17 protein-coding genes and 3 pseudogenes are annotated in these 19529 nt (G+C 68.3%); 2 read left to right on the forward strand and 18 right to left on the reverse strand.

Annotated features, from left to right (window positions below):
* Window positions 1-674 (reverse strand): annotated as a pseudogene (locus tag B1790_RS14410) (phenylalanine--tRNA ligase subunit alpha); the annotation flags it as partial.
* A 52-nt stretch (window positions 675-726) separates the two neighbouring features.
* On the opposite strand from B1790_RS14410, the pseudogene B1790_RS14415 reads away from it, so the two are divergent.
* Window positions 727-2306 (forward strand): annotated as a pseudogene (locus tag B1790_RS14415) (FMN-binding glutamate synthase family protein).
* Window positions 2307-2328: 22 nt separating this feature from the next.
* Here B1790_RS14415 and B1790_RS14420 read toward each other — a convergent pair.
* From B1790_RS14420 to B1790_RS14465, 10 genes and pseudogenes are all read right to left on the reverse strand, one after another.
* Window positions 2329-2904 (reverse strand): hypothetical protein, encoded by a 576-nt coding sequence (locus B1790_RS14420; RefSeq protein WP_079923923.1) that lies wholly within the window; start codon window positions 2902-2904, stop codon window positions 2329-2331.
* A gap of 24 nt (window positions 2905-2928) precedes the next feature.
* Complete coding sequence (locus tag B1790_RS14425; protein WP_233165125.1) at window positions 2929-4050, reverse strand: LLM class flavin-dependent oxidoreductase; 1122 nt, start codon at window positions 4048-4050, stop codon at window positions 2929-2931.
* A 3-nt stretch (window positions 4051-4053) separates the two neighbouring features.
* Window positions 4054-5070, reverse strand: coding sequence for an ABC transporter substrate-binding protein (locus B1790_RS14430; RefSeq protein WP_369832350.1), 1017 nt, complete (start codon window positions 5068-5070; stop codon window positions 4054-4056).
* A 51-nt stretch (window positions 5071-5121) separates the two neighbouring features.
* The gene (locus tag B1790_RS14435; protein WP_079923925.1) at window positions 5122-5859 is read right to left on the reverse strand and encodes an ABC transporter ATP-binding protein; all 738 of its coding nucleotides are present in this window, start codon (window positions 5857-5859) and stop codon (window positions 5122-5124) included.
* Window positions 5856-6608 (reverse strand): ABC transporter permease, encoded by a 753-nt coding sequence (locus tag B1790_RS14440; RefSeq protein ID WP_369832351.1) that lies wholly within the window; start codon window positions 6606-6608, stop codon window positions 5856-5858. The genes B1790_RS14435 and B1790_RS14440 overlap by 4 nt, the downstream gene beginning before the upstream one ends.
* A 131-nt stretch (window positions 6609-6739) precedes the next feature.
* On the reverse strand, window positions 6740-7441 hold the full coding sequence (locus tag B1790_RS14445; RefSeq protein ID WP_198952005.1) for a hypothetical protein: 702 nt from the start codon (window positions 7439-7441) through the stop codon (window positions 6740-6742).
* Window positions 7442-7513: 72 nt separating this feature from the next.
* Entirely contained in the window at window positions 7514-8212 is a 699-nt protein-coding gene (locus B1790_RS14450; RefSeq protein WP_079923927.1) for a hypothetical protein, read from the reverse strand.
* Window positions 8209-8727, reverse strand: coding sequence for a sigma-70 family RNA polymerase sigma factor (locus B1790_RS14455; RefSeq protein ID WP_079923928.1), 519 nt, complete (start codon window positions 8725-8727; stop codon window positions 8209-8211). Before B1790_RS14455 ends, B1790_RS14450 begins: the two co-directional genes overlap by 4 nt.
* Window positions 8728-9026: 299 nt before the next feature.
* Window positions 9027-9341, reverse strand: a pseudogene (locus B1790_RS35290) (transcriptional regulator); the annotation flags it as partial.
* Window positions 9342-9508: 167 nt separating this feature from the next.
* Window positions 9509-9883 (reverse strand): hypothetical protein, encoded by a 375-nt coding sequence (locus tag B1790_RS14465; RefSeq protein WP_079923929.1) that lies wholly within the window; start codon window positions 9881-9883, stop codon window positions 9509-9511.
* Window positions 9884-9973: 90 nt separating this feature from the next.
* Here B1790_RS14465 and B1790_RS14470 point away from each other — a divergent pair, with 90 nt between their 5' ends.
* A complete protein-coding gene (locus B1790_RS14470) occupies window positions 9974-10318 on the forward strand; it encodes an RNA polymerase-binding protein RbpA (protein WP_079923930.1) in 345 nt (114 codons plus the stop codon).
* Here the strand turns inward: B1790_RS14470 and B1790_RS14475 are convergent.
* The 7 genes from B1790_RS14475 to cobN are packed head-to-tail and all read right to left on the reverse strand — an operon-like array spanning window position 10315 to window position 19260.
* On the reverse strand, window positions 10315-11076 hold the full coding sequence (locus tag B1790_RS14475; RefSeq protein ID WP_079923931.1) for a polyprenol monophosphomannose synthase: 762 nt from the start codon (window positions 11074-11076) through the stop codon (window positions 10315-10317). The genes B1790_RS14470 and B1790_RS14475 overlap by 4 nt on opposite strands.
* A 24-nt stretch (window positions 11077-11100) precedes the next feature.
* On the reverse strand, window positions 11101-12759 hold the full coding sequence (gene lnt / locus B1790_RS14480; RefSeq protein ID WP_142271313.1) for an apolipoprotein N-acyltransferase: 1659 nt from the start codon (window positions 12757-12759) through the stop codon (window positions 11101-11103).
* Window positions 12752-14365 (reverse strand): amidohydrolase, encoded by a 1614-nt coding sequence (locus tag B1790_RS14485; RefSeq protein WP_079923932.1) that lies wholly within the window; start codon window positions 14363-14365, stop codon window positions 12752-12754. The genes lnt and B1790_RS14485 overlap by 8 nt, the downstream gene beginning before the upstream one ends.
* Window positions 14362-14844 carry an FxsA family protein gene (locus B1790_RS14490; RefSeq protein ID WP_079923933.1) on the reverse strand — a complete coding sequence of 161 codons (483 nt, stop codon included), beginning with the start codon at window positions 14842-14844 and terminating at the stop codon, window positions 14362-14364. The genes B1790_RS14485 and B1790_RS14490 overlap by 4 nt, the downstream gene beginning before the upstream one ends.
* Window positions 14845-14877: 33 nt before the next feature.
* Window positions 14878-15276: a PPOX class F420-dependent oxidoreductase gene (locus tag B1790_RS14495; protein ID WP_079923934.1), complete on the reverse strand. Its 399-nt coding sequence runs from the start codon at window positions 15274-15276 to the stop codon at window positions 14878-14880.
* Window positions 15277-15657, reverse strand: a complete 381-nt coding sequence (locus tag B1790_RS14500; protein ID WP_079923935.1) for a PPOX class F420-dependent oxidoreductase — start codon at window positions 15655-15657, stop codon at window positions 15277-15279.
* A gap of 9 nt (window positions 15658-15666) precedes the next feature.
* A complete protein-coding gene (gene cobN, locus B1790_RS14505) occupies window positions 15667-19260 on the reverse strand; it encodes a cobaltochelatase subunit CobN (protein WP_198952007.1) in 3594 nt (1197 codons plus the stop codon).
* Window positions 19261-19529 lie beyond the last annotated feature (269 nt).

The raw sequence follows: 19529 nt of genomic DNA on the forward strand, positions 1-19529 counted from the left end.
TCGACCTGATGGAAGACCGGCGTATGGGTCGCGTCGAGCTCGTCGGTGCGGAACGTCCGGCCGATGGAGACGATGTAGACCGGCAGCTCGCGTTCCAGCAGAGCCCGAATCTGCACCGGCGACGTGTGGGTGCGCAGCACCTGCCGTGACCCGTCGGGCGCGATCTGGAAGGTGTCCTGCTCGCTGCGCGCGGGATGGTCGGGCGGAAAGTTCAAGGCGTCGAAGTTGAACTGCTCGGTTTCGACCTCGGGGCCCTCGGCCAGTTCCCAGCCCATAGCGACGAAGACGTCGGCGACGTGGTCGGTCAGGATGGTGATGGGATGGCGGGCGCCGATCGGCTCCCGGGTAGACGGCAACGTGACGTCGATGCGCTCGGCAACCAGGGCGGCCGCGTCACGCTCGGCGCGGAGCACCTCGATGCGCACGTCGAAGGCTGCCTGAGCCTCGGTGCGGGCGACGTTGACGCGGCGTCCGGCGTCGGCCCGCTCGGCCTTGTCCAGCGCGCCAAGCGCCTGGCGTGCCAGCGCGATGGGCGACTTGTCGCCGAGGTGTTCGGTCTTGGCCCGCGCCAAGGCGTCGAGGTCGCCCGCCTTCTCGAAGGCCTGGCGGGCCGCACTGACGGCAGTGGCCAGCGCGTCCTGCGAAAGTCCCGACGAGTCCGGCTGATTTACCACCCGGCGATCATAGCCACGGGGGACGTGTGAGCCGCGCTACCCTCACGCCGTGATCTTGCGGCCCGCGGTCGTGGCAGGTGTGTGGGTCGTCGCCGCGCTCGTCGCGGCCACGGCCGCGTCGGTCTCCTGGTGGTGGGCGGTACCGTCGCTGCTGCTGCTTGCCGCGGCCGCGCTGGAACGTGGGATCTGCTGCAGACGCGGCACACCGTCCTGCGGCTGTATCCGATCGTCGGGCACGTCCGCTTCCTGATGGAGTCGATCCGCCCGGAAATCCGGCAGTACTTCATCGAGGCCGACACCGAGGCGACGCCGTTCGACCGCGAGACGCGCGATCTGGTCTACCAACGGGCCAAGGGCACCAAGGGCGACGAACCGTTCGGCACCCAACGCGACGTCACCGCCCTGGGCTACGAGTTCCTTCGGCACTCGATCCGCGCGCACACCGCCGAGAACCTCGACCCCAAGGTGCGGCTCGGCGGACCGGACTGCCTCCAGCCGTACGACATCGCAATGCTCAACGTCTCGGCGATGAGCTTCGGTGCGTTGTCGGCCAACGCCATCGAGGCGCTGAGTGCCGGCGCGGCGCGCGGCGGCTTCGCCCACGACACGGGTGAAGGTGGCATCAGCCCCTACCACCTCGCCGGCGGCGGCGACCTCATCTGGGAAATCGGCTCCGGGTACTTCGGGTGCCGCGACGCCGAGGGCCGCTTCGACCCCGGGCTGTTCGCCGAGAAGTCGGCGTTGCCGCCGGTGAAGGCGATCTCGATCAAGCTGTCCCAGGGGGCCAAGCCCGGTCTGGGTGGTGTGCTGCCCGGCGCGAAGGTCAGCGCCGAGATCGCCGCCACGCGCGGCGTCCCCATCGGACGGACCGTCGTCTCGCCGCCGTCGCACAGCGCCTTCGGCACACCCAAGGAATTCGTGGCCTTCATCGCGACCCTGCGTCGACTGTCCGGGGGCAAGCCGATCGGATTCAAGCTGTGCGTCGGCGCCCGCACGGAATTCCTCGCCATCTGCAAGGCAATCCTGGAGACCGGCATCGCCCCGGACTTCGTCATCGTCGACGGCGGCGAAGGAGGCACCGGGGCGGCGCCTCAGGAATTCGAGGACCACGTCGGCATGCCGCTGACGGAGGGGCTGATGCTGGTGCACGACAGCCTCGTCGGCACCGGTCTGCGGGATCGCATCCGCGTTGGCGCGTCGGGCAAGGTGGCGAGCGGCGTCGACGTCGTCAGTCGGGTCTGTCAAGGCGCCGACTTCCTGATGGCGGCCCGCGCGATGATGTTCGCGGTCGGCTGCATCCAAGCGCTGAGCTGCCACACCAACCGCTGCCCCACCGGCGTCGCCACGCAGGATCCGTCCCGAACCCGAGCCCTGGACGTCCCCGACAAGTCGGCGCGGGTGTTCAACTACCAACGCGCCACCGTGGCCAGCGCCGCTCAGATCGTCGCCTCGATGGGACTCGACGGGTTCGACGAACTCGCGCCCGCAATGCTGAACCGCCGCATCGAAGGTCAGCGCACCAGAACCTACGCCGAAATCTACGATTGGCTGATGCCCGGCGAACTGCTCGAGGACCCGCCGGAGTCGTGGCGGTCGGACTGGGTCGAAGCCTCTGCCGACCACTTCCGTTGAACCACATCCGTTTCCACCCGGTTCACGCCGTCGGGCGGACCCGTTCGCGTACCCGCGCCGGGTAGGTCTGCGTCATCCCCACGGCGCCGACGAGGACCACGACGGGTATCACCCAGTTGGTCCAGTCGACGGTCTGCGGCACCCGGGTGGCGTAGAAGCCGAGCACCGAAATCAGCGCGAACACCAGGGCCCACATCAACGTCAGGACCCTGTTGGTCTGCCGGAAGGCGGCCTTCTCCCAATCCTGCAGGGGCCGGTCGACTTTCGCGTACTGCTCGGTGAACGGGGTGAACGCCAACGATCCGAGGGCCATCACCGCGAGGACACCGCTGGACAGCGTCGTCGCGTAGGTGTCCATCCAGTCGCGATCTCTCGCTCCGAGGACGACCCCGGCGGCGGTCACGACCACGAAGAACCCGATGGTGACGAGCTCGAGCAACCTCGGTCCGCCGCGGCCCATGGAGATGCCGAGGATGATCGCCGACAGCACCGCGCACAACGCCCCGAACATCCACGTGCTCGGGCCCTCGGCCACCACCCAGTAGATGATCCACGGCACGAACCCGACGAAGGGGCTGTGCTCAAACCACTCGTCCACCTCTGGAGGGTAGCCAAGCGGGCGCTAGGCGACACCCTTCTGCTTGAGCAGCGGGAGCACTCCCTCGGCGAACCAGTGCGCTTCCTCGAGGTGCGGGTAGCCCGAGAGAATGAACTCGTCGAAGCCCAGCGAGTGATATTCGATGATGAGGTTGGCAACTTCTTCGTGACTGCCCACCAACGCCGTCCCCGCTCCCCCACGGACCAGGCCCACCCCCGCCCACAGGTTGGGGTAGATCTCCAGGCCGTCGAGCCGGCCGCCGTGCAGCGCCGTCATCCGCCGCTGTCCCTCCGACTGCGAACTGGCATGTAGCGCAGTCTGCTTGGCGATCTGGTCTTCGCTGAGCCCGGCGACCAGCTCGTCGGCGACCGCCCATGCGGCCGCCGAGGTGTCCCGGCTGATGGTGTGAAGGCGAATGCCGAATCTGATCGTGCGCCCCCGTGCCTCGGCGAGTTCACGCACCTTGGCGATCTTGGCGGCCGCCGCTTGAGGCGGCTCACCCCACGTCAGGTACACGTCGACGTGTTGGGCCGCGATGGGCAGGGCGGCCGGCGACGAACCACCGAAGTAGAACTGCGGCAACGGGTCTGGCGGCGCCGACACCATCGCGTTCTCGACGTGGTAGTACTTCCCCTCGAAGTCCAGCGGGCCGTTTCGCCAGATCGAGTCGACGATGTGCAGGAATTCTCCGGTGCGGGCATAGCGTTCGTCGTGATCCAGCCAGTCCCCGAAGCGCCGCTGCTCGAGGTCGTCACCGCCGGTCACGATGTTGAGCAGCACCCGCCCCTCGGAGAAGCGCTGCAGCGTCGCCGCCTGCTGCGCGGCCAGCGTCGGAGGCACCAGGCCGGGGCGGAAGGCGACGAGGAACTTCAGCCTCTCCGTCTCCGCCAGCAGGGCGGCCGTCGTCAACCAGGCGTCCTCGCACCATGTTCCGGTCGGCGTGAGCACGCCTTCGAAGCCGAGCCGGTCTGCAGCGCGCGCCACCTCGGCGAGATAGCCCCGGGTCGGGTGGCGGTAGTTCGGCGGCAGCACCTGATTCGCCGAGGCGTGCGACGACGCGACGATGGAGCGGCTGTCGCCGCTGGTGGGGAGGAACCAGAAGAACTTCGCCTGCGAAGCGGGCAATTGAACCTGAGTGGTGGCCACAGTTTAACTTCCGTTCGTCACAAAGGGTTTGAGAGCTTCGTCGTAGCGGTGGTCGACCCAGTTGGCGAACGTGGGCGCCGTCGAGATCTGCTTGGTCTCGGCGAACAGGTCGGCCAGCTTCTGCTCCGAGGCGATCAGCTGGTCCGACAGCGCCACCGACGACCGCAGGCTGCGGCCCTGCGCGACGGTCCCGACCGGCAGTGCGAGGCCGACCGCCGCCGAGTACTTGGCAGCCCATTCCTCGGGATGGTCCTGCGCCCACCGGGTCGCCTTGGCGTAGCGCACCAGGAAGTCACTCAGCGCGGTGTTGCGTTTCGGGTCGGCCAGCGCAGCGTCGGAGGCGATGCCGAAGCCCGCACCGTTGGTGACCCCGGTTGCCTCGGCGATGCTGCGCACGGGCACCTGCTGCTCGACCTGCGCGGTATAGGGGTCCCAGATCGCCCATGCGTCGGCCTGCCCGCTGGTGAAGGCGGTCAGGGCGTCGGCGGGTTGCAGGAACACCAACTTCACGTCCGAGGGCGACAGGCCCGCCTTCTGCAGCTGGGCCAGGATGTGGCCGTGGGCGGAGCTGCCCTTGCCGACCGCGACGCTCTTGCCGCGGAGGTCGGCGACCGTCTTGATCGGCGAGTCCGCCCGGACCAGGACGCGGTCGCCGTCTCCCCCGTTCTCGTAGGCCGTCACCACCTTGACCTTCGCGCCTGCGGCGGCGCCGAAGATGGGCGGGGTGTTGCCGGTGATGGCGAAGTCGATCTTGCCCGCGGTCGCGGCCTCGACTTGCGGGGGTCCCGAGGTGAAGGTCGAGAACACGACCTTGTACGGCAGATCGTTCAGGGCGCCCGCGGCATTCAGCAAGGACTCGGTGCCGCCCTTCTGGTCGCCGATCTGCAGGGTCACGTCGGACAGCTCGGCCGACGGCACCGCGGCCGGCGCCTGTTGCGTGCCAGCGCTCTGCTCTCGCGATACGCAGCCGGCCAGCACCCCGGCCAGCGTGAGCACTGCTGCGACGCGTAACGCGATCACTCGTCTGGATGTGGGCATGATGGTTCCCCCTCGGGAATCGATGGTGCGTTGTCAGAGCGCGACGCCGAGCTGGTCGAGCAGCTCGGCGCGGTAGCGCTCGGTGTTGGCCGACGGATCCGACGGTGAGCGCCGTGCGTCGTCGATCGCGAGCTCGTGGATCACGCGTCCCTCGTCGAGGACCAGCACCCGGTCGGCCAGGGCCACGGCTTCGTCGACGTCGTGGGTCACCAGAAGCACGCCGAAGTGGTGCTCGCGCCAGAGGTCGAGGAGGAGAGCCCGCATCGACAACCGGGTCAACGCGTCGAGCGCTCCGAACGGCTCGTCGAGCAGCAGCAGCTCTGGTTCGGCCACCAGCGCCCTCGCCAGCGACACCCGTTGGGCCTGACCGCCAGACAACGTCAGCGGCCAGGCCTCCGCGCGATCGGTGAGTTCGACGTCGGCCAGCGCCCTGTCGGCGCGGGTCGCGATCTCGGCCTTGGACAGTCGGTTGCGCGTCAACCCGTAGCCGACGTTGGTGCGCACGTCGCGCCACGGAAACAGTCGAGGCTCCTGAAAGGCCAGGGCAGGAGCACCCGCAACCGCACGCTCGCCGGTGTGCTCGGTCGACAGACCCGCCAGCACCCGGAGCACCGTCGACTTACCCGAGCCGCTGCGACCGATCAGCGCGACGATCTCGCCACTGCCGATCTGCACGGACACGTCGTCGAGGACGTGGTGCTCGCCGTACCACTTGTCGACGTGGCTGAGCTCGCCGGCGATTCCGGTCCGACGGTCGGAAGTCAGCGTCACGAGCGGTACCTCAGGGCTCGCCGTTCGGCGACGCGCACGATCGCGTCGGTACCGATGCCAAGCATCGCGTAGACGACCAGACCGAAGATGATGACGTCGATGCGCAGAAAGTCACGGGCGTTGTTGATCAGGTATCCAATTCCCTTGTCGGCGTTGATTTGCTCGGCCACGATGAGCGTGAGCCAGGCGATCGCCAGGGACTGGCGCAAGCCGACCAGCACCTGCGGCGCCGCGCTCGGCACGATGATGGTGCGGAATCGCTGCCAGAACGAGAAGCCAAGCACCTGAGCGGTTTCGGAGAGCTTGGGGTCGACCTGCCTGATCGCGGAGAACGTGTTGAGGTAAAGCGGGAAGCTGACCCCGAGTGCGACCAGAAGCACCTTGGGCAGTTCACCGATGCCGAACCATAGGATGAACAGCGGAATCAGGCCGAGATGGGGCAGCGCGCGGAGCATCTGCATCGGCGGGTCGACGGTTGCCTCGAACCACGGCGAGAGGCCGACGGCGGTGCCGAGCGCGACGCCGATCACGCCGCCGAGAACGAGGCCCTCGACGACGCGCACCCCCGAGACGCCGAGCGCGTCGGCCAGTTCACCGTTCTTGATCAGGTCGACGCCCGCGTCGAGGATCAGAGAGGGAGCGGGAAGGACGTCCTGCGGGATCAGGCCGAGCGCGCTACCGAGTTGCCACAGCGCCAGGAGGACGATCGGCGAGGCCAGCCGGATCAGCCCCCACTTACGCTGCCGCAGGCGGCCTTTCGCGGTCGCCGAACCCACCGTGGTCACGGAGGGAGGTACGACGGAGGTAGTCACGATGAGCTGACGCTACGGAGCGAGCCGAAACCGTGGAAGGTTTCGACTCGCTCTGACGCAAAGGCGCGCTAGCCGAACCGTGTGGTGCCGGTGACGGTCCGTGCAGTCACGCTGCGACCGTTGATCTTCGAGGTGAGGGTGCGGTTCTGCAGGCTGACCGCTTGATCTGCCTGCTGTAGGACCCGCTTGTTGCGCACCTGTGCCTGAAACTGTGCGGTGTTGAGCTGTTGCAGTTCGGCCTGTTCGAAGTCGCGCCCGGTGATTCCGCCGTTGAACTGAACGCCGGTCACGGAACCGTCGGGGCGCACGATCCAGGAGGACCGGATCCCGTCCAGGTCCACGGTGTACACCCCGGCGGGGTCGGCGACCGCCGCGGCGGTGAACGTGTACCTGGTGCCGTTCATGACGACGTCGCCGGTCATGTCGGAGCCGGCGAAGGACGCCGCGAGGGTGTCGCGGAACTTGTTGGTGACGTCGACCTTGCCGTCGGTCTGGGTGCCGAAGAACCACGCCTCGTCGTCGACGCCGTTGCAGGCGTACGCGGCGATCTGGTCACCGTCGACGGAGATTCCGATGGTCATCTTCTTGCCGTCGGCCTCCATGTCCGCCACATACGTGGCGGCTTTCGGCAACGAGGACGGCGAGCTGGACGAGGCAGTGGAGCTGGACGAGGACGCCTCAGTGGACGACCCGCCGGAACAGGCGGACAGGGTGCCGAGGACCACGAGGCCAGCCACCATGACGAGCAGTGTGCGAAGGAGAGTTTTCATGTCGGCCATGCTTCTCCCGGCCGAACCTCATTACATGGAGATTGGCAGGAGATCGTGTGGAGATTGCCAGCTTTAGGCCAGGGTGGTGACCGCAAGCGGCGTGGCGGATCCCGATTCCCGGATGGTGACGGTGCGGATGTCCGACTTCGGAATGACCGTTGCCGCAGCGAGATTCGACGCCTGCTTCTCGGTTCCCGACGGCCGCCACGACGCGACGGTGGTCTCCGCGCCGTTCTTGGTCGTGACGACCATGTCGTAGCCGGTGGCCTTCACCGCCCAGTCCTTGGTGTACTCGCATTCCCAGTCGAGGCGGGTTCCCCACGGCTCGTCTGAGAGCGCCAGCGACGCCGTGACGCCCTCTCGCTGACCCGGAGCCATCGCCTGCAGCGACACCCCGGTCGACGATTCGTGTGGGATGACGGCATAGCCCACCAAGCCACCGATGAGCAGGAAGGCCGCGGCCGACGCGAGCGCCGTGGCCACCCGGGCACCGCGAGAGCGGGTCCGTCGCCGCTCCGCTGCCGCGGCGAACGACGCAGGCTCAGTGCCAGCCTCGTCCCGCGCCTTGGTTTGCGGTTCCGCGTCGAGCAAGGCCAGTGCCTCCTCGGGAGACAGCACGTCCAGGATGGCGGGTAGGTCGGTCTGGTCCCATGGGTCGGCGGACTCGGGCGAGTCGGCCAGATACCGCTCGTATTCGGCGGCTTCGGATGCCGAGAGGGCGCCGAGGAGATAGGCGGCATCCCATTCGGCCATGTCGCGTTCGGAGGTCATTGGACGACCCCCCTTTCCTCCAGGGCCACGCGGAGTGCGCGTAGTGCGTAGTGCAGCCGCGATTTGACGGTTCCCGGGGGAATACCCTCGTGCCGCGCGATCTCAACGGCGGTTTGTCCAAGATAGTGCGCTCGTACCAACACGGTCCGGTGCTCAGGACTCAGGGATCGCAGGGCTTCGGAGACGACGAACTTGTCGACCGCCGGCCCGAAAAGGTCCGGTGAACTGCGCTCGGGGACGGTGTCGGTCCCGAACTCGCGTTTGTAGCGGGAACTGCGCCGGTCGTCGATGACCAAATTCCTGGCCACCGTATACAGCCACGCCCGCGTCGAGTCCTCGGAGTAGGTGCTGAGGATGGTGCCGTTCTGCCACAGCCGCAGAAGGGACTCCTGGACGACGTCCTCGGCGAACTCCCGGTCGCCCCGCGTCAGCCGAAGGACGAAGCGATTCAACGCAGGCCCGTGCTCGTCGTGGATGACCCGCAGCAGCTCGGCGTTGGCTGGATCGTCCGGCATCGTGCGCTAGTTCCTTCATCGGTCCGTGGTTCACGCGGCTGACGGCTAGCACTGCACATCGCGGTGACGCCCGAACTTGAAACATACCCAATTCTCCGATTCATTCCCGGTTCGACGACACGTTCGGCGCCAAGGTCACCTAGCCGACGTCACCTGGGCGGCCCGTGGAACTCCCGGCGGCGCGTCGACGGTGCGACGCGGTACCGGTTGCCATTCGTCCGCACGCGCCGTGCATGCAGGCGCCGGACGTTCAGCACGACTTCGCTGCCCACCTCGTCGAGATCGGCGACGTCGTCGGTGGGCTCGTCGGTGGTGCGCAGCGCCCCGACGAACTGGTATCCCCGCCCGCGAACGGTGCGAATGACGTGCTGCGACACGCCGTCGTCACCGAGCGCGCGCCGCACCGCCTTGATCCGGCTGGACAACGCGGCCTCACCCACGAACCGGCCGCCCCAGACGGCGTCGAACAACTCGATCTTCGTGACGACCCGGTGATGGTGCTTGACCAGTTGCGTCAGCACGTCGAACACCTGGGGCTCGACCGGGACGGAAACCCCGTTTCGCCGGAGCTCGTAGCGCGGAAGGTCAAGGACGAATTCACCGAAGAACCACACGGCGGGCTCGAGATCGGGGGCGGCAGATGGAAGCGGCGATAGCACGGTCACGGTGTTTCCCTTCTGGCGTTGCACCCCCTTGGGGCGCTGTCAGGAGGAACGACGGGCGACCCCGCGGAATGGTTCAGTCGGTTCGAAAGAAATTTCTCCGCGGCATCTAGCAGGCCTCATCGCCAGCCGTCGGCCGCCTTGGCGGCGCGCATCAGGGCGTCACACAGGTCGCGGAGTTCCGAACCATCGGCACCTTCGTCAATGGCCGTCGCCATGTCCTCGGCGGCGCACCTGACCTGATACACGCGATCGGAGAGCTGAGCCGCCTCCTCGGCGGACAGCACCACCGAATCGGGGGCCACCGACGTGCCCTTGACCATCGCGCGCTGCTCGTAGGCGCGTTGGCGGCAAGATTGCCTGCAGTACTGCCGACGTCGGCCCATGCCGGCGTCTGGAACCTCGCGGCCACACCAACGGCACGGTTGAATTTTGGTTCGCCGTCGGGTTTCTGATGCCACGGCACTCGACTGTAAACGGCTCACCCCGTCCATCCCGGTATCATGGACAGTCGCGTCGGGAACTTCATGCCATACGGCAGCGTTGTTACCCGCGGAACGTTTGTCGGATGAGGAGTAGTGACAATGGCTGATCGTGTCCTGAGAGGTAGTCGACTCGGAGCCGTGAGCTACGAGACCGATCGCAACCACGACCTCGCGCCGAGGCAGATGGCGCGTTACCGGACCGACAACGGCGAGGAGTTCGAGGTCCCCTTCGCCGACGAGGCCGAGATCCCTGGCACGTGGCCCTGCCGCAACGGCCTGGAGGGCACGCTCATCGACGGCGACGTGCCGGAGCCCAAGAAGGTGAAGCCCCCGCGTACCCACTGGGACATGCTGCTGGAGCGTCGTTCGGTCGAGGAGCTCGACGAGTTGCTCAAGGAGCGGCTCGACATCATCAAGACCCGCCGCCGCGGCGCCAGCAGCTAGCGCACCACTCCGCGGGCGCGATCCAAGCGCCCGCGGATGCCCCACTCGGCGATCTTGAAGATCGCTTCGCGGATGTTCGAACCGCTCATCTTGGACTTGCCCAGCTCGCGTTCGGTGAACGTGATGGGCACCTCCTTGACGACGAATCCCGCGCTGATGGTGCGCCACGTCAGGTCGACCTGGAAGCAGTAGCCCTTGGAGTCGACGGCCGCGAGGTCGATCTTCTCGAGCACTTCGCGGCGGTATGCGCGGTAGCCCGCGGTGATGTCGTTGACGTCCACTCCCAGCGATATGCGGGAGTATCCATTTGCCGTGCGTGACAACACCATTCGTCGCCGCGGCCAATTGCGCACGGTACCGCCGTCGACGTACCGCGATCCGATGGCCAAGTCGGCGCCCGCGTCGACCGCGTCGAGCAGTCGGTACAGCTCCTCCGGTGCGTGCGAGCCGTCGGCGTCCATCTCCACCAGCACCGTGTAGGCCCTGCCGAGCCCCCAGGCGAAGCCCGCCAGGTACGCGGCACCGAGACCGGCCTTCGCGGTGCGGTGCATCACGTGGATCCGGTCGGGGTCGGCCAACGACAGTTCGTTGGCCAGCTCGCCGGTACCGTCGGGGCTACCGTCGTCGACCACGAGGATGTGCACGTCCGGCCGCGCCGCGTGCACCCGCCCGACGATCAACGGCAGGTTTTCCCGCTCGTTGTAGGTCGGAATGATGACCAGCGTGCGCTGACTGGGGCGGTCGCCACCCTGAATCATGCGCGATCACGCTCGTCGGTCATGTCACTCCTTCGTCTTGGACTTCTCCGCGGCCGCCACCTTCTTGCGGCGACGCGCGAACTTATCCGCCAGCGATCCATTGTGCAGCATCGCCCATGCGAGAGCCGCAGCACCAGCGATCACGATCAACCCCTGGATGGCCGGGCCCCAGCGCGTGGCGGGCGTCAGGCTGGTCTTGAGCCGGATTTGGGCGTCGAGGTAGGCGGGCTCGAAGAACCCGGTGCGGGCCAGCTCCTGCCCGTCAGGCCCGATCACGGCGCTGATCCCGACGGTCCCCGCGACGACGACGAACCGGTCGTGTTCGACGGCCCGCAGCCTCGCGAAGGAGATCAGCTGGGCGCTCATCGACTCGTCGAACGTCGCGTTGTTGGTCGGTACGGCGAGGAACTGCGCCCCGTTGAGCACCGATTCTCGGGCGGCGCGGTCGAAGATCACCTCCCAGCACGTCGTCACCCCGATCGGGATGCCTGCGGCGTGGACCACTCCGTCGCCGGCACCGGGCACGAAGTAGCCCGCACGATCGGCGAACGACGACAACTTCCGGAAGAAGCTCCGCCACGGCAAGTACTCGCCGAACGGCTGCACGATCTTCTTGTCGTGGCGTTCGCCCGGTCCGTTGACCCCGTCCCACACGATCACCGTGTTGGTCGCCTGCGGATCCTCCGGGGTGTAGCCCGGCGCCGCGACGACGGCGCCGACGAGGATGGGAGCGTCGACGGCGTCGACGGCGACCCCGATCTGGTCGGCGGCGTCCTTGTTGACGATCGGATCGATGTCAGACGAGTTCTCGGGCCACAGGACGACGGCGGGCTGCGGTGAGCGACCGGCGCGGACGTCCTCGGCGAGGCGCAGCGTCTCGTTGACGTGGTTGTCGAGCACCGCCCGCCGCTGCGCGTTGAAGTCGAGACCCAGCCGCGGCACGTTGCCCTGCACCGCCGCCACTGTCGTGGTCGGGTCGTCCCCCGCACCGACGCCGGACCGCCGAACGAAGGGCGTGCCGGCGGCGACCATGACCAGGACCAGCGCCACGCTCGCACCTGGCACCAAGATCGCGGGAAGGTCCAGCCGCCCGGAGTGGTGGTCGGTGCGCCACCACCTCGCCGCTTCCATGGCAATCGCGCCGAGGCCGAACCCGACCAGAGCGACGGCGAACGACACCAACGGAACGCCGCCGAAGTGCGCGACGACGAGCAGCGGGCCGTCGTCCTGCGCATAACCGACGACGCCCCACGGGAATCCACCGAACGGGACGGTCGACTTCAGCCACTCGGAAAGCACCCACAGACAGGCAAACCACACCGGCCAGCCGGGCAGCTTTCGCACCACGACGGCGAAGAGGCCGAAGACGGCCGGGAAGAGGGCCTCCATCGCCGAGAGCGCCAACCACGGCATGGCTCCGACGAACCCGCTGATCCACGGCAGCAGCGGCACGTAGAACGCCAACCCGAACAGGAAGCCGTAACCGAACCCACCTGCCTTCGTGGTCGACGGATGGCTCAGGACCCACGCGAGGAGGCCGAAGGCGACGAAGCTCGCGAACCACCAACCGAATGGCGGGAAGCTGACGCACACCAGGATTCCGGCCGCGATGGCAGCGGCAAGGCGCATCACGCGCGGTCCGAGAACACCGCGCACGCGCGCCACGAACGGGCGATCAGCCATGGATGGTGACACCCCAATGCACCGTCTGACGACAGACCGGCAGGGGTTCACCCGGAGTGAGCCGGGGCAGGGCGGGGATTCGCGATCGCGGGTCGGTGGACCACCGGGCCACGGTGTCGGCGGGGGCGGCCACTTCCAGTGCGCCGAGCCCTCCCGGCACGTCCCAGACGGCGTAGGTTGCCGGCGCACCGGGGGCCAGCGTGCCCGCGACGCCGTCGCGGATGCCGCCGGCTCGCCACGCCCCGCGGGTGGAGGCGGCGAACGCGGCTCGCGCCGACAGTGCGCTGCCCTGGGTGTGGTGGGCGGTCGCGGCCCGCACCGTCTCCCACGGATTCATGCCGGTGACCGGCGTATCGGAACCGAAGGCGAGTGGCACGCCTTGGGATGCTAACAGCGCAAACGGGTTCAGCCGACCGGCCCGCTCCGGCCCCAATCGCTGGGCGTACATGCCGTCGGGACCGCCCCACAGGGCGTCGAAGTTCGGTTGCACGCTGGCGATCACACCCCAGCTGCCCAACAGAGCGGCCTGTTCGTCGGACACCATCTCGAGGTGCTCGAGCCGGTGACCGCACCGGGCGACGGCTGGGGCGCCGTGGCGGTCCACCACGCGTCCCAGCGCGTCCACCACCGTGGTGACGGCCGCGTCGCCGATGACGTGAAAGCCCGCGGTGACCCTCGCCTCGGTGCACGCGTCCAGATGTGCCTCCACGGCGGCGCCGTCGAGGTAGGCGTTGCCGAAGCAACCCGGCGCGTCGGTGTAGGCCTCGAGCAGCGACGCCGTGTGGGAGCCGAGCGCACCGTCGACGAAGAGGTCACCGGCCAAGCCGTTGACGCCGACGTCGTCAACCAGTTCTCGGGCCTGCGCGGCCGACGTGACCGCTTCACCCCAATAGCCGACCACCTCGACGCCGTGTTGCAGCGCCCGAAGCTCGCGCCAGTCGTCGATTCCGCCGATGTCGGGTCCGGCGCACTCGTGCACCGCCGCGACGCCGGACCGGGCCGCGAGATCGAGGGCCGCGACCCGGGCCTCCCGGCGTTGGTCGGGGGTGAGCGAGGCCCTGGCCGCGGCGCGCACCAGGTGATGGGCGTCCGCGGTCAACGGCAGCTGGTCGTGATACCCGGCCGCGGCCGTCAGCCCGGGCACGGTCGAGCGCAGCGCGGTCGACGCCGCCGCGGAGTGCACGTCGACGCGCGCCAGGTACGCCGGCCGGTCGCCGAGCAGGCCGTCGAGGTCGGCGGTGGTGGGAGCGGTCCGGTCCTGCCACCCCGACTCGTCCCACCCGTGACCCCAGATGGGCCCTTGGGGATGGCGGCGGGCGTAGTCGCCGACGAGCCGCAGCACGTCGTCACGCGACGTAGCGCGGCGTAGGTCGAGGCCGACCAGTGCGAGCCCGGTCGCGGTGACGTGGACGTGACCGTCGACGAACGCCGGGGTGACGAAGCCGCCGCCGAGGTCGACCACGCGGGCGTCGGGGAACTGCCTACGGCCGACGTCGTCGGTGCCCAACCACGAGACGACGCCATTCGGCCCGTCGCTGATGGCGATCGCCGTCGCGTCCGGCATGGCCGCGCTGTAGACGCGGCCGCCGAGCAGAAGCGTCGTCAAGCGACGTCGGGGCGCTTGGGCAGACGCGGCTGCTCCACGTCGGTCACGTCGACGACCTCGCCGTCGACGTATTCGGTGCTGCGGGTGGCGCGGAACGGCACACCACCGGTCGTGGTGACGATGACGGGCATTCGACCGAGGCTACGGGCGGCGACGGCCGCCACCAACGGGCGGGCGGCCGCGCGGGTGGGAGGCAGCAGGAGTAAGAGACCCAGCACGGAGGTGACGAGGCCGGGCACGACGGTCAGCACACCACCGAGGGCCACCAGCGCTCCGTCGGACACCGCGCCCTGCGGGGTAGCCAGACCGGTCCGCAGCCGTTGCACCTGGCGCTTCACCTGCGAGCCGGCCAGTACGAGACCCAGGGCGAAGGTGCCGACCACCAGGAGGAACGTCCACCCAAACCCGATCGTGGACACCAGGGCGACCACGACCGCCAGTTCGACGAGGACGTACACCAGGAAGAGCCGCATAGCCATACCGAGACAACGTTCCGCAGGCCGCCGAGGTTCCTAGCCCGCCGCGGGCGCGTCGACGGCGCGGATCTCGATCGCGGCGTGCACCTCGTCGACGCCACCGCGGATGAACGCCTGGGGGATCCACCACCAGGCGTGGTACCAGAAGCGCTTGGTCGCCATGTCGAACACGCGCCGGGTCTCGGATTCGGGCAGCATCCGCGCGACGGCTTCCACCGGTTCGCCCTTCACCTTGCCAAGCACGCCGCACTTCTGGATCGTCACGCGCGGAGTGTTGTTGATGCGCTTGGTCTTCCACGACCCCTTGTCGGTGCTGATCACCAGCTTGTCGCCGTCGGGGACGCCCCAGATCGGCGTCGGCTTGGGCCTGCCGTCCTTGGTGAACGTCGTCAGCAACAGATACTTCTCGCGGTAGACGTCCTCGAAGCTGGGCACCTAGACGGCCTTCAGCTCGATGCCCACGTTGTTCTTCATCCCGCCCTTGAGCTTGCTGAAGAGGTTGAACACCTTGCCGATGATGCCGTAGCGCTTGCTGATCGCGTCGTACACGGCCTGGGTCTGGGACTTGTCCAGGATCACCGCGACCGCGTCGACCGCCTCACCCTTGGGCTTGCCGCCGCGGTCGCACTCGGCGATGGTCACCCGGGGCGTGTTGCGAATCCGCTTGACCTTCCAGGACTTTTCCTGGGTGATGGCAACCACGCGGTTGCCGTCTGGCGCCACCCAGATGGCGGTCGGCTTGGGTCGACCGTCCTTGGTGAACGTCGTCAACAACACGTACTCGGACTTCGCGACCTCGGCGAACGTGGGAGCCATGTGCTGAATCTAGCCTTCCAGGTCGCCTTCGGTCTCGAGCAGCACCTGTCGCAGTCCGGCGAGGGTGGCCGACTCCGGCTGGGCCCACATGCCGCGTCCTGCGGCCTCCAGCAGCCGCTCGGCCATGCCGTGCAGCGCCCACGGGTTGGACTCGTTCATGAACTTGCGGTTCTCCTCGTCGAGGACGTACTCCCCCGCCAGCCGCTCGTACATCCAGTCGGCCATCACGCCCGCCGTCGCGTCGTACCCGAACAGGTAGTCGACGGTGGCGGCCATCTCGAAGGCGCCCTTGTATCCGTGCCTGCGCATCGCCGACATCCAGCGCGGGTTGACCACCCGCGCGCGGAACACCCGGGTGGTCTCCTCCGAGAGTGTGCGGGTGCGCACCGCCTCAGGCCGGGTGTTGTCACCGATGTAGGCCTCGGGGTCCTTGCCCGTCAGCGCGCGCACGGTCGCGACCATCCCGCCGTGGTACTGGAAGTAGTCGTCGGAGTCGGCGATGTCGTGTTCGCGGGTGTCGATGTTCTTCGCGGCGACCTTGATTCGGCGGTACTGCCGGTTCATGTCGTCGCTGGCGGCGGCGCCGTCGAGGCCGCGGCCGTAGGCGAAGCCGCCCCAGGCGGTGTAGACCTCCGCGAGGTCGGCGTCGTCGCGCCAGTTCTTGCTGTCCATGAGCTGCAGCAGGCCGGCCCCGTAGGTCCCCGGCTTCGAGCCGAAGATCCTTGTCGTCGAACGGCGTTGGTCGCCGTGGTCGGCGAAGTCGACCTTGGCGTGGGCCCTGACGTAGTTCTGCTCGTCGCTCTCGTCGAGTTCGGCGACCATGCTGACCGCGTCGTCGATCATGGTGACGACGTGCGGGAAGGCGTCTCGGAAGAAGCCCGAGATCCGGACGGTCACGTCGATGCGGGGGCGCCCGAGTTCGGCCAGGTCGATCGGTTCGAGGTCGACGACGCGGCGCGACGCGTCGTCCCAGATCGGCTGGACGCCGAGCAGGGCGAGCACTTCGGCGATGTCGTCACCGGAGGTGCGCATGGCCGAGGTGCCCCACACCGACAGGCCGACCGAGCTGGGCCACTCGCCGTGGTCGGCGTGGTAGCGCTCCAGCAGCGAATCGGCAAGGGCGACACCGGTTTCCCACGCCAACCGGGACGGCACCGCCTTCGGGTCGACCGAGTAGAAGTTGCGACCCGTCGGCAGCACGTTGACCAGACCGCGCAGCGGCGAACCCGACGGGCCCGCCGAGATGAAGCCGCCGTCGAGCGCCCGCAGGATCTGCGCGACCTCGTTGTCGGTCTCGCGCAGCCGCGGCACCACCTCGGTGGCCGCGAAGCGCAGCACGCTGGCGACCTCGGGGTTGTCGGTGATCCGGTCGACCGCGGCGGCGTCCCAGTCGGTGGCGGCCAGTTCGGCGACCAGCTCACGCGCACGTTCCTCCGCCGCGTCGACGGCCCCTCTGACGTCGGTGCCGTCCTCGGCAAGGCCGAGCGCCTGCCGAAGGCCCGGCACGGTGTGTTCGCCGCCGAAGAGTTGCCGCGCCCGCAGGATGGCGAGCACCAGGTCCAGCTCGGCCTCCCCGACTGGGGCCTGGCCGAGGATGTGCAGACCGTCGCGGATTTGGACGTCCTTGATCTCGCACAGCCAGCCGTCGACGTGCAGCAGCATGTCGTCGAAGACGTCCTCGTCGGGACGGTCCTCGAGACCGAGGTCGTGGTCCATCTTCGCCGCCCGCATCAGCGTCCAGATCTGCTGTCGGATGGCGGGCAGCTTGCCGGGGTCGAGCGTCGCGATGTTGGAGTGTTCGTCGAGCAGCTGCTCGAGCCGGGCGATGTCGCCGTAGCTCTCCGCCCGCGCCATGGGCGGAATCAAATGGTCGACCAGCACGGCGTGGGCCCGGCGCTTGGCCTGGGTGCCCTCCCCCGGATCGTTGACCAGGAACGGGTAGATCAGCGGAAGATCGCCGAGCGCGGCGTCGGTGCCGCACGTCGACGACATGCCAAGTGTCTTGCCTGGCAACCATTCCAGGTTGCCGTGTTTGCCGAGGTGGACGACGGCGTCGGCCCGGAACCCGTTGCCGAACTCGGCGTCGAGCCACCGGTAGGCGGCCAGGTAGTGGTGGCTGGGCGGCAGGTCGGGGTCGTGGTAGATCGCCACCGGGTTGGCACCGAATCCGCGGGGGGGCTGCACCATGATCACGATGTTGTCGGATTGCATTGCGGCGATGACGATTTCGCCCTCGGGGTCGTGGGTGCGGTCGACGAACAGGTCGCCGGGGGGCGGCCCCCAGTGTTCGACGACGGCGTCGGCCAGTCCGCTGGGCAGGGTGGCGAACCAGGCCCGGTAGTCCTTGACCGACACCCTGATCGGGTTGCGGGCCAACTGTTCCTCGGTCAGCCAGTCGGGATCTTGGCCGCCGCGTTCGATCAGCGCGTGGATGAGCGCGTCGCCGTCGTTCGCGTCGACGCCGGGCACCTCACCGATCTGGTAGCCGGCGTCGCGCATCGCGTGGAGCAGTCCGACGGCGCTGGCCGGGGTGTCGAGACCGACGGCGTTGCCGATGCGCGCGTGCTTGGTGGGATAGGCGGAGAACACGAGCGCCACCCGCTTGTCGGCCGGCGCGATGCGCCGAAGCCTGGCTTGGCGCACCGCGAGACCCGCGACCCGTGCGCAGCGCTCCGGGTCGGCGACATAGGAGATCAGTCCCTCGTCGTCGATCTCCTTGAACGAGAACGGAACCGTGATGATGCGACCGTCGAATTCGGGCACGGCCACCTGGGTCGCCACGTCGAGCGGACTCATGCCGTCGTCGTTCTCGCTCCACTGCTTCCGCGACGACGTCAGGCACAGACCCTGCAGGATGGGGATGTTCAGCGCGGCCAGGTGCGCCACGTTCCAGGTGTCGTCGGCGCCGCCTGCGGTCACCGTGGCGGGTACGGCGCCGCCCGCGGCCAGTACCGTCGTCACCAACGCGTCGACGGTGCCGAGGAGTTCGAGCAGGTCGGGTTCCGGCGTCCGCAGTGACGCGGCGTAGATCGGGACGGGTTGCCCGCCCGCGGCGTCGATCGCGTGACACAGCGCGCCGACGTAGGCCGTGTTGCCCGCGAGGTGCTGGGCCCGATAGAAGAGGACCGCGACGCGAGGTCCGTCGTTGGAGGTGACGTTCCCCGCGGGGCACTGCAGCACCCCCCAGGTGGGCGTGGTCTCCGGCGGCAAGAAGCCGAAGCCCGTCATGAGCAGCGTGTCACTCAAGAAGGCGTGCAGCTGTTCGAGATTCGCGACGCCACCCTGGGCCAGGTAGACGTGGGTCTGCAGGGCGACGCCCGCGGGCACCGTGGAGTGGCTCATCAGGTCGGCGTCGGGCGACTGCTCGCCACTGATGACGACCGTGGGAATGCCCTTGCCGACGACGGCGTCGATGCCGTCCTGCCAGCTGCGATAGCCGCCGAGGATTCTCACCACCGCGACGTCGACCCCGTCCAACAACGAGTCGAGCTCGCCGTCGACGAGGCGGCTGGGGTTCATCCATCGGTACCGCGCACCGCTGGCGCGAGCCGTCATCAGGTCGGTATCCGACGTGGACAACAAAAGAACGGTGGGCTGGTGCACCTACCATTCGTACCGCATCGGGGTTACCGGTCGGAGTTGCCCCAGCGGCCGTACCACGACTGGTTGTAGGGAAGGCCGAGCAATACCAGTAGTACGAGCACCAATGCCGCGAATGCGACGAGTCCAACCATTGCCGTTCCTCCTGCATCGTGCCGATCAGTTGAGTTGAAGGTAGTACCGGCGGTACCGGTTAAGTGGGTTTGGTGCGGGACGGAACAGCCCGGTCGGAAACGTGACGGGAGTCACAGGGCGGTGGGTTCGAATCGTCG

The sequence above is a fragment of the Mycobacterium sp. AT1 genome (assembly GCF_002043095.1).
Taxonomy (GTDB): domain Bacteria; phylum Actinomycetota; class Actinomycetes; order Mycobacteriales; family Mycobacteriaceae; genus Mycobacterium.

Coding starts and splice junctions, on each gene's coding strand:
- B1790_RS14445 (WP_198952005.1), bottom strand. CDS start 7,441: ATGAAAACTCTCCTTCGCACACTGCTCGTCATGGTGGCTGGCCTCGTG.
- B1790_RS14450 (WP_079923927.1), bottom strand. CDS start 8,212: ATGACCTCCGAACGCGACATGGCCGAATGGGATGCCGCCTATCTCCTC.
- B1790_RS14455 (WP_079923928.1), bottom strand. CDS start 8,727: ATGCCGGACGATCCAGCCAACGCCGAGCTGCTGCGGGTCATCCACGAC.
- B1790_RS14465 (WP_079923929.1), bottom strand. CDS start 9,883: ATGGACGGGGTGAGCCGTTTACAGTCGAGTGCCGTGGCATCAGAAACC.
- B1790_RS14470 (WP_079923930.1), top strand. CDS start 9,974: ATGGCTGATCGTGTCCTGAGAGGTAGTCGACTCGGAGCCGTGAGCTAC.
- B1790_RS14475 (WP_079923931.1), bottom strand. CDS start 11,076: ATGATTCAGGGTGGCGACCGCCCCAGTCAGCGCACGCTGGTCATCATT.
- lnt (WP_142271313.1), bottom strand. CDS start 12,759: ATGGCTGATCGCCCGTTCGTGGCGCGCGTGCGCGGTGTTCTCGGACCG.
- B1790_RS14490 (WP_079923933.1), bottom strand. CDS start 14,844: ATGGCTATGCGGCTCTTCCTGGTGTACGTCCTCGTCGAACTGGCGGTC.
- B1790_RS14500 (WP_079923935.1), bottom strand. CDS start 15,657: ATGGCTCCCACGTTCGCCGAGGTCGCGAAGTCCGAGTACGTGTTGTTG.